This window comes from Streptomyces sp. HUAS 31, from assembly GCF_028198125.1.
GTDB classification, from domain to species: domain Bacteria; phylum Actinomycetota; class Actinomycetes; order Streptomycetales; family Streptomycetaceae; genus Streptomyces; species Streptomyces chartreusis.
In genome coordinates, this window is sequence record NZ_CP116353.1 from 8,632,355 (window position 1) to 8,647,727 (window position 15,373).

The 15,373-nt window shown below is 74.5% G+C and carries 1 protein-coding gene; it reads left to right on the forward strand.

Annotation, left to right across the window (positions count from 1 at the left end):
• The first annotated feature begins 45 nt into the window (after positions 1-45).
• Positions 46-15,189 (forward strand): type I polyketide synthase, encoded by a 15,144-nt coding sequence (locus PGH47_RS38030; protein WP_271667215.1) that lies wholly within the window; start codon positions 46-48, stop codon positions 15,187-15,189.
• The last annotated feature ends 184 nt before the right edge of the window (positions 15,190-15,373 follow it).

The window sequence follows — 15,373 nt, forward strand, 5'->3', positions numbered from 1 at the left end:
GTCGCAACTCCCCACCGGTCTCCCACCGAGGAAAGGGCATCGACCATGCCGGACGAAGCAAAACTCGTCGAGTACCTCAGGTACGTCACCGCCGACCTGCACGAGACCCGGCGACGTCTCGACGAGGCCGAGTCGGGCCGCCACGAGCCGGTCGCCGTGGTCGGCATGGCCTGCCGTTTCCCCGGCGGCGTGCGGACGCCGGAACAGCTGTGGGAGCTGGTCGCCGCCGGCACCGACGCCATCACCGCGTTCCCCGCGGACCGCGGCTGGGACCTCCAGGGCCGCGGCGGCTTCCTGGACGACGCCGGCGGCTTCGACGCGGGCTTCTTCGGCATCAGCCCGCGCGAGGCCCTCGCGATGGACCCGCAGCAGCGGCTGCTGCTGGAGACCGGCTGGGAGGCGTTCGAGCGGACCGGCATCGACCCGCAGACCCTGCGCGGCAGCCAGACCGGCGTCTTCGTCGGCACCAACGGCCAGGACTACGTCCGCCTCGTGCACACCGCGAAGGAGGACCTGTCCGGACACGCCGGCACCGGTCTCGCCGCCAGCGTGATCTCCGGCCGCGTCGCCTACGTCCTCGGCCTCGTCGGCCCGGCGGTCACCGTGGACACGGCGTGCTCGTCGGCGCTGGTGTCGCTGCATCTGGCGGCGCAGGCGCTGCGCAGCGGCGAGTGCTCCCTCGCCCTGGCCGGCGGCGTCACCGTGATGACGACCCCGGCGGCCTTCGCCGGCTTCGACGTCCAGGGCGGCCTCGCGTCCGACGGCCGCTGCAAGGCGTTCTCCGACGACGCCGACGGCACCACCTGGTCGGAGGGCATCGGCGTCGTCGTACTGGAGAAGCTGTCGGACGCGATACGCAACGGGCGCCGCATCCTGGCCGTGGTGAAGGGCTCCGCGGTCAACCAGGACGGTGCGTCCAATGGGCTGACGGCGCCGAACGGTCCGTCGCAGCAGCGGGTGATCCGGCAGGCTTTGGCGTCGGCGGGGCTGAAGCCTGCCGAGGTGGACGCGGTCGAGGCGCACGGCACCGGTACTCGCCTCGGTGACCCGATCGAGGCGCAGGCGTTGTTGGCGACCTACGGCCAGGACCGTGAACGGCCGCTGCTGCTGGGCTCGGTGAAGTCGAACATTGGGCACACCCAGGCCGCGGCCGGTGCCGCCGGACTCATCAAGGCCGTCATGGCGCTGCGCCACGCCGCACTGCCGCCCACACTTCACGTCGCCCGCCCCTCCGGCCACGTCGACTGGACCGAGGGCGCCGTCGAACTCCTCACCTCCACCACCGACTGGCCCGACACCGGCCACCCGCGCCGGGTCGGCGTCTCGTCCTTCGGTATCAGCGGCACCAACGCCCACGTCATCGTGGAACAGCACACCCCTGCCGCCACCACCGAACCGGAGCAGGCCACCGTCACCCCCGGCGCCGTCGCCTGGCCGGTCTCGGCCCGCACCGCAGCCGCACTGGACGAACAGCTCGACCGGATCCGCGCCCAGGCGGTGCACCACCCCGCGCTGGACGTCGGCCACACACTCGCCACCGCCCGCTCGGCCTTCGAACACCGCGCGGTGCTGGTCGCCGCCGGGGACGGGCCGGCCGAGGTGGCCCGGGGCGAGGCCCAGAAGGGTCCGCTCGCCGTGCTGTTCTCCGGGCAGGGTGCTCAACGGCTGGGTATGGGGCGGGAGTTGTACGGCCGGTTCCCGGTGTTCGCGCAGGCCCTCGACGAGGTGTTGGGGCAGTTGCCTTCCGGGGTGCGGGAGGCGATGTGGGGTGTGGACCCGGGGGCGTTGGAGCGTACCGGTGTGGCTCAGCCTGCCTTGTTCGCGGTCGAGGTGGCTCTCTATCGCCTCGTGGAGTCCCTGGGCGTCACTCCCGACCACGTCGCCGGTCACTCGGTGGGTGAGATCGCGGCCGCGCATGTCTCGGGTGTGTTGTCACTGGCGGACGCGTGTGTGCTGGTGTCGGCGCGGGCGCGGTTGATGGAGGCGTTGCCGGAGGGCGGCGCGATGGTCGCCGTGGAGGCGACCGAGGAGGAAGTGCTGCCGCATCTGTCGGAGGATGTGGCGTTGGCTGCGGTCAACGGGCCCCGTGCCGTGGTGCTTTCAGGTACCGAGGAAGGCGTCGAGGCGGTGCTGGCGGCGCTGGGGGAGCGGCGGCACACGCGGCTGTCCGTCAGCCACGCCTTCCACTCGCCGCTGATGGACCCGATGCTCGACGACTTCCGTGCCGCCCTCGCCGGGCTCACGGCCCACGAGGCGCACGTCGATGTCGTCTCCACCGTCACCGGAGCGCCGATTCGCCCGGCCGACCTCGCCTCGCCCGACCACTGGGTGCGGCACGCCCGGGAGACCGTGCGGTTCGCCGACGGTGTCGGTGCGCTCGCGGACGCGGGTGTGCGGCACTTCCTGGAGATCGGCCCGGACGCCGTCCTCACACCCCTGGTGGAGAACGCCGTACCGCTGCTCAGGCGCGACCGTGACGAGGAGACGGCCGCCGTGACCGCGCTGGCCCGGCTCCACGCCGGTGGCGTACCCGTGGACTGGCCGGCGCTCTTCGCCGGGACCGGCGCCCGCACCGTCGATCTGCCCACCTACCCCTTCCAGCACGAGCACTACTGGCCCGTGCCCGCCGACGCGGTGGCACTGGGCGCGTCCGGTGAAGGTGCGGACGCCGACTTCTGGGCCGCCGTGGAGCGCGAGGACCTCGCGGCGCTCGCCAACCGGCTGGACATCGGAACCGAGGCGCTCGGCGGTGTGATCCCCGCGCTGTCCGCCTGGCGCAGCAGACGGCGCGCGCGGTCGCTGGCCGACGCGTTGCGCTTCCGTGAGACATGGCAGCCGCTGCCCATGGCACCCGCCGCCGGACCGTCCGGGACCTGGCTGGTCGTGCTGCCCGTCGACGGACCCGACACGGACAGCGCCTGGCTCGACGCCGTGACCGGCGCGCTCGGACCCGACACCGTGTCCGTCCGGGTCGGCAAGCGGCCCGCGCGCGGTGAACTCGCCGAGGAACTGTCCCGGCTCACCGCCGACGGAACCCCCTTCACCGGCGTGCTCTCCCTGCTCGCCGGCACCGACGCCACCCGCTGGACCAGCGTCCCGGTCGGCCTGGTCGACACCGCCGTACTGCTCCAGGCCATGGACGACGCCGGGATCCGCACCCGGATCTGGGCCGCCACCCGCGGTGCGGTCGCCGCCTCGCCCGACGAGACCGTGCAGCCGCTGCAAGCCGCGCTCTGGGGGCTGGGGCGGGTCGCCGCTCTGGAGTACCCGGACCGGTGGGGCGGGTTGATCGACCTGCCGGGGCAGCCGGACGCCGCCGCACTGCGCCGGTTCACCGCTCACCTGGCCGGCGGGGGCGAGGAGGACGAGGTCGCCGTGCGCGGCACCGGTGTCTTCGGACGTCGCCTCGTGCCGGCGCCGGGTGCGGAGGAGGCTCCGGTGTGGGAGCCGTCGGGGACCGTGCTGATCACCGGTGGTACGGGGGCGTTGGGCGGGCATGTGGCCCGGTGGGCCGCGCGGCGCGGTGCCGAGCATCTGCTGCTGCTCAGCCGACGTGGCCGACAGGCGCCCGGTGTCGAGGAGCTGGAGGCCGAGCTGACCGGGCTCGGCGCGCGCGTGACCATCGCCGCGTGCGACACCGCCAACCGCGCGGAGCTGTCGGCCGCGCTGGACGCGATCCCCGCCGGCGTACCGCTGACCGCCGTCGTCCACGCCGCCGGTGTCCTCGACGACGCCGTGCTCAACGGCCTCACCCCGCAGCGCTTCGGCGCCGTGTTCCGCGCCAAGGTCAATCCCGCGCTGCTGCTGGACGAACTCACCCGTGAGCACGACCTGTCGGCCTTCGTGCTGTTCTCGTCGGTGGCCGGTGCCGTCGGCAACCCGGGCCAGGGCAACTACGCCGCCGCGAACACGGTGCTGGACGCTCTGGCTCAGCGGCGTCGGGCCGAGGGCCTGCCCGCCACCTCCGTCGCCTGGGGCGCCTGGGACGGCGGAGGCATGGCCGCCGCGCTGACCGACGCGCTGCGCGAAACCGGCACCACAGCCCTGGAACCCGGGCTCGCCCTCGGCGTGCTCGCCGAACTCGCCGTCGACGCGGCGCCCGTGACCGTCGTCGCCGACCTCCAGCAGCAGGACACCCTGCGGATGCTGTTCAGCATCCGCCCCTGCGCCGCCCTCAGCGCCCTGCCCACCGCGGCGGAGGCCCGCAGCGCGGCCCGCAGGCTCCGCGACGACACCCGCTCCGCCGCCTCCGTACTGCGCCGCAAGGTGTACGCCGCCCCCGAGGACGAGCGCGTCCCGCTGCTCCTCGAACTGGTCCGCACCCACGCCGCCGGCGTCCTCGGCCACGCGGGACCGGAGGCCGTGGACGCCGAACGCGCCTTCCACGACATCGGCTTCGACTCCCTGACGTCGATGGAACTGCGCAACCAGCTCGCGCGCGCCACGGGCCTCGCCCTGCCCGCGAGCCTCCTCTTCGACTTCACCCGCCCCCGGACCCTCGCCGAGCACCTCGTCGCCGAACTCCTCGGCAGCGAGGACGAGTCGGACGGCCCGCTGCTCGCCGCGGAGCCCGCAGACACCACCGAGGACCCGGTCGTCGTGGTCGGCATGGCGTGCCGATTCCCCGGCGGAGTGCAGACCCCCGAGCAGCTGTGGGAGCTGGTCGCCTCCGGCGGCGACGCCATCACCGCCTTCCCCACCGACCGCGGCTGGGAGATCCAGGGCCAGGGCGGCTTCCTGCACGACGCTGCCGACTTCGACCCCGAGTTCTTCGGCATCAGCCCGCGCGAGGCGGTCGCCATGGACCCGCAGCAGCGGGTCCTGCTGGAGACCGGCTGGGAGGCGTTCGAGCGGTCCGGCATCGACCCGCAGACCCTGCGCGGCAGCCGCACCGGCGTCTTCGTCGGCAGCAACGGCGTCGACTACCACCACCTCATCGCCCGCGCCAAGGACATGGAGGGCCGCGGCGTCATGCTGTCGGCCAGCGTCATCTCCGGCCGGCTCGCCTACGTCTTCGGCCTGGAGGGCCCGGCGGTCACCGTGGACACGGCGTGCTCGTCCGCGCTGGTGTCGCTGCACCTCGCGGCGCAGGCGCTGCGCAGCGGCGAGTGCTCCCTCGCCCTCGCCGGCGGTGTCACCGTCATGACCACCTCCGCCGCCTTCATGGGCTTCCGCCACCACGGCGGCCTCGCCGAAGACGGCCGCTGCAAAGCCTTCGGCGACGACGCCGACGGCACCGGCTGGTCCGAGGGCGTCGGCATGGTCGTACTCGAACGACTCTCGGACGCCGTCCGCCACGGACATCCCGTCCTGGCCACAGTGCGCGGCTCGGCGATCAATCAGGACGGTGCGTCGAACGGGCTGACGGCGCCGAACGGTCCGTCGCAGCAGCGGGTGATCCGGCAGGCTCTGGCGTCGGCGGGGCTGAAGCCTGCCGAGGTGGACGCGGTCGAGGCGCACGGCACCGGCACCCGGCTGGGCGACCCGATCGAGGCGCAGGCCCTGCTGGCGACCTACGGCCAGGACCGCGAACGGCCGCTCCTGCTGGGCTCGGTGAAGTCCAACATCGGCCACACCCAGGCCGCGGCCGGTGCCGCCGGACTCATCAAAGCCGTCATGGCACTGCGCCACGCCGTCGTCCCGCGCACGCTGCACGCCGACGTGCCCTCGTCCCACGTCGACTGGTCCGTGGGCGCAGTCGAGATCGCCACCGCCAACACCGACTGGCCCGACACCGGCCGCCCGCGCCGCATGGGCGTGTCGTCGTTCGGCATCAGCGGCACCAACGCCCACGTCCTGCTGGAACAGGCCCCACGGGCCGAGGCGGAGGAGACGGTCGCCGTCACCCCGCGCGCGGTGCCGTGGCCCGTCACCGCCGTCAGCGAGGCGGCGCTGGACGCCCAGCTCGACCGGATCCGCGTCCACGCGGGCGACCACGCCCCCGCGGACGTCGGCCACTCCCTGGCCGTCGGCCGCTCCACCTTCCCCCACCGGGCCGTTCTGCTCGCCACCCCCGACGGACTCACCGAAGCTGCGAGGGCGGTTGCCGAGCCTGGCCCGCTCGCCGTCCTGTTCTCCGGTCAGGGTGCTCAACGGCTGGGGATGGGGAGGGAGTTGTACGGCCGGTTCCCGGTGTTCGCCCAGGCCCTTGATGAGGTGTTGGGGCACCTGCCGCCGGGTGTGCGGGAGGCGATGTGGGGTGCGGACCCGGGTGCGTTGGAGCGTACCGGTGTGGCGCAGCCTGCCTTGTTCGCGGTCGAGGTGGCGCAGTATCGGCTGGTCGAGTCGCTCGGAGTCGCGCCCAAGTACGTTACCGGTCACTCGGTCGGAGAGATCACGGCCGCACACGTCGCGGGTGTGTTGTCGCTGGCGGACGCGTGTGTGCTGGTGTCGGCGCGGGCGCGGTTGATGGAGGCGTTGCCGGAGGGCGGCGCGATGGTCGCCGTGGAGGCGAGTGAGGAGGAGGTGCTCCCGCTCCTGACCGGCGATGTGGCGTTGGCTGCGGTCAACGGGCCCCGTGCCGTCGTGCTTTCCGGTGCCGAGGAGGGCGTCGAGGCGGTGCTGGCGGCGCTGGGGGAGCGGCGGCACACGCGGCTCTCGGTCAGCCACGCCTTCCACTCGCCGCTGATGGACCCGATGCTCGACGACTTCCGTGCCGCCCTCGCCGGGCTGACCTTCGGTGAGCCCACCCTGCGTCTGGTCTCCAACCTGGCGGACGGCGACGGGCGTTCGGTCGAGCACTGGGTGCGTCACGTACGTGAGACCGTGCGCTTCGGCGACGGGCTGCGCGTGCTCGGGGACGCGGGTGTACGGCACTTCCTGGAGGTCGGCCCGGACGCCGTTCTCGTCCCGCAGGTCGGCGAGAGCGTGCCGGACGTCATAGAGGCCGTGCCGTTGCTGCGCCGGGACCAGGACGAGGAGACGGCCGCGGTGACCGCGCTGGCCCGGCTCCACACCACCGGCGTTCCCGTGGACTGGCCCGCCTTCTTCACCGGCACCGGTGCGCGCCGCGTCGACCTGCCCACGTACGCCTTCCAGCGGGCCCGTTACTGGCCCGAGGCCGCCGAACCGGTACCGCAGGGCTCCGGCGCGGACGCCGAGTTCTGGGCCGCCGTGGAGCGCGCGGACATCTCCGCCCTCGCAGGACGCCTCGACGTTGCCCCAGACGCCCTCGACGCGATCGTCCCCGCGCTGTCCTCGTGGCGAAGCCGCAGCCGGGTGCGTACGACCGTCGATTCCTGGCGTCACCGCGAGATCTGGCAGCCACTGACCGCCACGGCGGCCGGTCGGCGCGAAGGGACCTGGCTCGCGGTCCTGCCCGCAGACCCGGCCGCCTGGGCCCGCGCTGTCGCCGACGCGCTCGGCCCGGACACCGAGCTGCTCGTCGTGGACAGCACCGAGCGCGATGAACTCGCCGCGCAGCTGGCGCAGTTCGCCACGGCCGACTCCGTCACCCGCGTCGTCTCCCTGCTGGCCGCCGACACCGCCACGCTCTCCGGCGACGTGCCCGCCGGCCTGCCCGCGACGGCCCTCCTCCTCCAGGCGCTCGACGACGCCGGTCTGAACGCGCCGGTGTGGTCGGTGACCAGCGGCGCCGTCACCACCGCCGGTTCAGGGGAGGGGCCCGTCGATCCGGCGCAGGCCGCCCTGTGGGGGCTGGGGCGCGTCGCCGCTCTGGAGTACCCGGACCGGTGGGGCGGGTTGATCGATCTGCCGAGCCCCTTGGACGACGCCGCGCTGAGCCGGTTCGCCTCCTTCCTCGCCGCCCCGGGCGAGGAGGACGAGGTCGCCGTGCGCGGCACCGGTGTCCTCGGTCGGCGTTTCGTGCCGGCGCCGGGTGCGGAGGAGGCTCCGGTGTGGGAGCCGTCGGGGACCGTGCTGATCACCGGTGGTACGGGGGCGTTGGGCGGGCATGTGGCCCGGTGGGCCGCGCGGCGCGGTGCCGAGCATCTGCTGCTGCTCAGCCGACGTGGCCGACAGGCGCCCGGCGCACAGGAGTTGGAGGCCGAGCTCGGGGTGCGCGTGACCATCGCCGCGTGCGACGCCGCCGACCGCGCGGAGCTGTCGGCCGTGCTGGAGGCGATCCCCGCCGACGTGCCGCTGACCGCCGTGGTCCATGCCGCCGGTGTCCTCGACGACGCCGTGCTGGACGGGCTGACCCCCGGCAGGTTCACCGACGTCTTCCACGCCAAGGTCCGACCCGCGCTGCTGCTGGACGAACTCACTCGTGAGCACGACCTGTCGGCCTTCGTGCTGTTCTCGTCGGTGGCCGGTGCCGTCGGCAACCCGGGCCAGGGCAACTACGCGGCGGCCAACACGGTGCTGGACGCCCTCGCACAGCGCCGTCGGGGCGAGGGCCTGCCCGCCACCTCCGTCGCCTGGGGCGCCTGGGCCGGGGCAGGCATGGCCGCCGCAGTCCAGGACCCGGAGCGGTCCGCCGGCGCCGCGCTGCTGGACCCGGTCGCGGCGCTCACCGCGCTCGCCGAACTCGTCGCCGAACCCCACCCCGTCACCGTGGTCGCCGGCCTCCGGCATCCGCCGTTCCTACAGGCGCTGTTCAGCCTCCGCCCGTCGCCCGCCCTGGCCGCGCTCCCCGCCGGCCGGGAGGCGCTGCGCACGGCCCGCACCTCACGCGCCGCCGGTGAGGAAGCCCACCGCGCCCTGCGGGAGAAGGTGCACGCAACGCCCCCCGGCGAGCGGCTGCCGCTGCTGCTCGACCTCGTGCGCACCCAGGCCGCGGCCGTCCTCGCGCACCCCGACCCCGCCGCGATCCGCCCCGACAAGCCCTTCCAGGACCTCGGCTTCGACTCGCTCACCTCGATGGAGCTGCGCACCAGGCTGGCCCGGGTCACCGGCCTGCCGCTGCCCGCCGGGCTGCTCTTCGACCACCCGCGGCCCCGCACCCTCGCCGAGCACCTCCTGGACACGCTGCTCGGCGAGCCGGCCGCCGCGCCCATGCCGCTGCCGGCCGGCCGGGCCGCCCCCGACGAACCCCTCGCGATCGTCGGCATGGCCTGCCGCTTCCCCGGCGACGTCCGGTCCCCGGAGGACCTGTGGGAGCTGGTCGCCGGCGGCCGGGACGCCATCGGTCCGTTCCCCACCGACCGGGGCTGGGACCTCGACGTCCTCACCGGGGCGGGCCGCGGGCACAGCGCCACCGCCGAGGGCGGATTCCTCAGCGACGTCGCCGACTTCGACCCGGAGTTCTTCGGCATCAGCCCGCGCGAGGCCCTGGCGATGGACCCCCAGCAGCGCGTCCTGCTGGAGACGACGTGGGAAGCCTTCGAGCGGGCCGGCATCGACCCGCACACCCTGCGTGGCAGCCGCACCGGCGTCTTCGTCGGCACCAACGGGCAGGACTACGCCGAACTCGTCTCCCGTTCCGCCGAGAACATGGAGACCCATCTCGGCACCGGCCTCGCCGCCAGCGTCATCTCCGGCCGGATCGCCTACGTCTTCGGTCTGGAGGGGCCTGCGGCCACCGTCGACACGGCTTGCTCGTCCTCCCTGGTCTCCCTGCACCTTGCCGCTCAGGCGCTGCGCGGCGGCGAGTGCGAACTCGCCCTCGCCGGCGGTGTCACCGTGATGACCAGTTCCTCCAGCTTCTCCGGTTTCACCGCGATGGGCGGCCTCTCCGGGGACGGCCGCTGCAAGGCCTTCTCCGACGCGGCCGACGGCACCGGCTGGTCCGAGGGGGTCGGAGTGCTCGTCGTGGAGCGGCTGTCCGACGCCGAACGGCACGGGCACCGGATCCTCGCCGTGGTCCGCGGCTCCGCCGTCAACCAGGACGGGGCCTCCAACGGGCTCAGCGCCCCCAACGGGCCCTCCCAGCAGCGCGTCATCCGCCAAGCCCTCGGCGCCGCCGGACTCACGCCCGCGGACATCGACGCCGTGGAGGCGCACGGCACCGGCACGACGCTCGGCGACCCCATCGAGGCGGAGGCCCTGATGGCGGTGTTCGGGGCGCCCGAGCGTGCCCGGCCCCTGCTGCTGGGCTCGGTGAAGTCCAACATCGGGCACACCCAGGCCGCCGCCGGAGTCGCCGGCGTCATCAAGACCGTCATGGCCCTGCGCCACGGCACCCTGCCGCCCACCCTGCACGTCGAGACGCCGTCGTCGCACGTCGACTGGTCCTCGGGCCCGGTGACGCTGCTCGACCGCGCCACTCCGTGGCCGGTCACGGGGCAGCCCCGCCGGGCGGGCGTGTCCTCGTTCGGCATCAGCGGCACCAACGCGCACGTCGTCCTCGAACAGGCCGCGGACCCGCTTCCGTCGCCGACGGACGACGACACCGGCGCCCCGGCGTCGGCCGAGCGGGCGTTGCCATGGGTGCTGTCCGCCCGTACCCCGGCCGCACTGCGCGGGCAGGCCGCCGCGCTCGCCGAAGGCATCGGCCGCAACCCCGCCGCGGACCTCGCGGACGTGGCGCACGCCCTTGCCGGCGACCGGGCCGTCTTCGAGCACCGCGCGGTTGTCGTCGGCACCGGCCGCGACGTCCTCCTCGCCGGACTCGACACGCTCGCCGCGGGCGACGCCGTGGCCGCCGGAGTCGTACGCGGAAGCGGCGACGGCGAGGGCCGTACCGCGCTCGTGTTCCCCGGGCAGGGCGCCCAGTGGGCAGGCATGGGCGCCCGGCTGCTGGAGGAGTCCCCGGTGTTCGCCGCGCGGATCGCCGAATGCGCCGCCGCGCTCGCCGAGTTCACCGACTGGTCCCTCATCGACGTCCTGCGCGGCACCGAGGGCGCCCCCGCGCTGGAGCGCGTCGACGTCGTCCAGCCTGCCACCTGGGCCGTCATGGTCTCGCTGGCCGCGGTCTGGGAGGCCCACGGCGTCGTGCCGGACGCGGTCGTCGGACACTCCCAGGGCGAGATCGCCGCGGCCGTCGTCGCCGGGGCGCTGTCCCTGACCGACGGCGCCCGTGTCGTGGCCCTGCGCAGCAGGGCCATCGCCCGCCGGCTCGCCGGACGCGGCGGCATGATCGCGGTCCCGCTGCCCGCCGCCGACGTCGAACCCCTCATCGCCGCCTGGGACGGGCGGCTGTCCCTCGCCGCGGTCAACGCGCCCGACGCCGTCGTCGTCAGCGGCGACGCCGCCTCGCTCGACGAGTTCTTCGGCCGGCTCACCGACGACGGCGTCCGCGTCCGCCGTATCGCCGTCGACTACGCCTCCCACTCCGCCCATGTCGCGGACCTGCACGCCGATCTGCTCACCGACCTCGCGCCCCTGACCCCGCGCGCCCCGCGGATCCCACTGCTGTCCACGGTCACCGGCGAACGCCTCGACAGCGCCGCGACGGACGCCGAGTACTGGTACCGCAACCTGCGGCAGACCGTGCGGTTCGCGGACGCCGTCCACGCGCTGCTCGACCAGGGCTGCACCCGGTTCGTGGAGTCCGGGCCGCACCCCGTGCTGACCGGCGCCGTCCAGTCGTGCGCCGAGGCGGCCGGTGCCGACGCCGTCGCCGTCGGCACACTGCGGCGCGGCGAGGACGGCACGGACCGTGTGCTCACCTCCCTCGCCGAAGCCTTCGCCGGCGGTGTGCCCGTGGACTGGACGACAGCGGTCGGCGGCCGCTCCAGGGCCGTCGACCTGCCCACGTACGCCTTCCAGCGGCAGCGGTACTGGCCCACCGCCGGGGCGATGACCACCGACGTGTCGGCTGCCGGCCTCGACGCGACCGGGCACCCGCTGCTCGGCGCCGCCGTCACCGTCGCCGACTCCGGCGACCTCGTCCTCGCCGGCACCCTGTCCCTGTCCGCACAGCCCTGGCTCGGTCAACACCGCGTGTCCGGCGCCGTGTTCTTCCCCGGCACGGGATTCCTCGAACTCGCCGTCCGGGCCGGAGACGCCGCGGGCTGCGGACGGGTCGACGAACTCACCGTCGCCGCCCCGCTCGTCCTGCCCGAACGCGGCGCCGTGCAGGTGCAGGTCCGGATCGACGCGGCCGACGACGAGGGCAGGCGCGGCATACGGTTCCACTCCCGGCCCGCCCGCGGCGACGCCCCCTGGCAACTGCACGCCACCGGCGCCCTCTCCCACGACCCCGCCGTCCCGGCCCCGCTCGACACCACCGAGTGGCCGCCCGCCGGCGCCACCGAGGTCGACGTCACCGACATCTACCAGCGCTACGCCCGCGCCGGACTCGACTACGGACCGGCCTTCCAGGGACTGCGGGGCGTGTGGCGGCTCGACGACGACGCCTACGCCGAGGTCGTCCTGCCCGAACCGGCCGGCAGCACCCAGGGCCTCGGACTGCACCCCGCGCTCCTGGACGCCGTACTCCACGCCGGTGTCCACGCGGGTGAGGAGAACCACGAGCGGATGCTGCCGTTCGGCTGGCAGGACGTCACCCTGCACGCCTCCGGTGCCACCGTGCTCCGCGCCCGCATCACCCGCACCGGCCCCGACTCCCTCACCATCGCCGCGACCGACGTCGAGGGCGACCCCGTCGTCACCGTCGGCACCCTCACCCTGCGGGCCGGCACCGACCGGCCCGCGGCCACCCCCCTCGACGACCCGCGCGACGCCCTGCTGCACCTCACCTGGGAACCCGCGCCGGCCGAGCTGCCCGCACCCGCGGGCGCCCGCTGGGCCGTCGTCGGCGACGACGCCCACGGCCTCGGCCAGGCCCTGGCGCTGGCGGGGGAGAGCGTGGTCGCCTACGCCGAGACCTTCGCCGCCGCCATCGGCGAGGACGGCGACAACGGCCCCGTCCCGCACGGCTTCCTCGTCTCCGTCACCGGCGGCCAGGACGCCGACGCCGTGCACGACACCGTCACGCGGACCCTGACGCTGCTTCAGGACTGGCTCGCCGACGAACGGCTCGACCGCTCGCGGCTCCTCCTCGTCACACGTGGCGCCGTCGCCCCGGACGGCGGTGCGGTGACCGACCCGGCCGCGGCCGCCGTCTGGGGGCTCGTGCGCTCCGCGCAGTCGGAGAACCCGGGCCGCTTCGCCCTGGTCGACCTCGACGACGCGGAGACCTCCGCCACAGCCCTGCCCGCCGTGCTCGTGGCCGAGGAGGAACAGTGGGCGGTCCGCGACGGCCGCCCGAGCGTGCCCAGGCTCGCCAGAGTCACCGTCGGGCCGCCGACCGAGAGCACCGGCGGTGCCGCCGACGCGAGTGCGGACGGCATCGGCGGTATCGGCGAAGGAACGGACGGCATCGGCGGTATCGGCGACGGGAGTCCGGCCGGCACCGCAGGTGTCGCCGGCTGGAACCCGGACGGCACCGTCCTCATCACCGGCGGCACCGGCGGCCTCGGCGGTGAACTCGCCCGGCACCTGGTCACCCGGCACGGCATACGGCACCTGCTGCTGGCGTCCCGCGGCGGCGAGGCCGCGCCCGGCGCCGACGCGCTGCGCGCCGAACTCACCGACGCGGGCGCCTCGGTGACCGTGGCGGCCTGCGACGCCTCCGACGCCGCCGCCGTCGACGCACTGGTCGCCGCGGTGCCCACGGAACACCCACTGACGGCTGTCGTGCACACCGCGGGCGCCCTCGACGACGGCGTGCTGTCGTCGCTCACCGCCGAGCGGGTGTCCGCCGTGCTGCGCCCCAAGGCCGACGGCGCCTGGCATCTGCACCGGGCCACAAGGGAGTCGGACCTCGCCGCGTTCGTCCTGTACTCCTCGGTCTCCGGCGTCCTCGGCAGCCAGGCGCAGGCCGGCTACTCCGCCGCCAACGCCTACCTCGACGCCCTCGCCGCCCACCGCCGCGCACAGGGGCTGCCCGCCAGCTCCCTGTCCTGGGGGTTCTGGGCCCGCCGTACCGGCATGACCGCGCAGCTGACCGAGACCGACGTGCAGCGCATGGAACGCTCCGGGACCCCGCCGCTCGGCCTGGAGTTCGGGCTGGCGCTGTTCGACGCCGCGCTCAGCCGCGACGAGGCCCACCTCGTGCCGCTGAGGATCGACCGGACACGCGCCGGCGGCGACGTACCTCCCCTGCTGCGCGGCCTGCTCGGCGGAGCCCGGCGCACCGCCGCCACCGCCACCCGGTCCTTCGCCACACTCCGGGACCGGCTCGCCGAGCTGGACGCCGCCGAGCAGCACAAGGCGCTCACCGGCCTCATCGTGGAGACCTCGGCCGTACTGCTCGGCCGCCGCGAGGACGGCCCCCTGGACCCGAACCGCGAATTCCTCACCCTGGGCTTCGACTCGCTCATCGCCCTGGAACTGCGCAACCAGCTCGGCGAGGCACTCGGGCTGCGGGTGCCGACATCGGCCGTCTTCGACCACCGCACCCCCGCCCGGCTCGCCGTATGGCTCCAGGGCCAGTTGGCCGCCCTCGGCAACCGCGCGGCGGCCGGCCCCGGCACGCTCACCGCGAACACCCGCGACAGCGCCCCGGACTCGGTGGTCAACCTGTTCTTCGACACCGTCAGGAACGGCAAGACCCTGGAGGCCATGCGGCTGCTGATGGCGGTCGCGGCGACCCGCCCGCAGGTCGAACTCACCGCGGAGGTACCGGAACTGCCGCAGCCCGTCGCCCTGGCCGAAGGACCCGCGCGACCCCGGCTGATCTGCGTCAGCGCGCCCGGCGCCACCGGTGGCGTGCACCAGTACGCCCGGATGGCCGCCCCGTTCCGCGGCAGCCGGCACGTCAGCGCGCTGCCGCTGCTCGGCTTCGCCGAGGGTGAGGCGCTGCCCGCCGACAGCGAGGCCGCGGTCCGACTCATCGCCGAGAGTGCCCTGCTGGCCAGCGAGGGCGAGCCGTTCGTGCTCGTCGGCTACTCCATGGGCGGCACGTTCGCCTACCGCGCGGCGGGCGTGCTGGAGGAGACCTGGGGCATCCGCCCCGAGGGCGTGATCATGCTCGACACGCTCAGCCTCGAGTACAAGGCGGGGGAGGGCGTCGACTGGGACCTCTTCCACGAGAACTACCTCGCCGACATGGACAAGCCCGCGGTGAAGCTCGACAGCGCCAGGCTGTCCGCGATGGCCCAGTGGTTCCTGCGGATGACCACCGGCGGCGCGGAACGCTACAAGACCGGCGTGCCCAGTCTGCTGATCCGCTGCACCGCCTCCATGCCCGCGGTCGACCGCGGCGACCAGGCACCGCCCGTACCGGCCCACACCACCCGCATGATCGACGCGACCCACCAGACCCTCGTCGCCGAGCACTCCCACGAGACCGCCCGGCTGATGGAGGAGTGGCTGCGGGCCCTGGAGTCCGAAGGGCACTGACCCGCACCCGCACGCACGTCGGCGCACGGCACGACAGACGCCGTGCGCCGACGTGCGTGCCCTGGAAGGCACCGGGCGAGCGGCCGACAGAGGTCTAAGGAAAACCGAGAGCCCCCCGACCTACCTTCCACAACAGTCTCGCTGAGTGTTTGGACCATCGGAGGCGGTGCGGCATGACCATCCT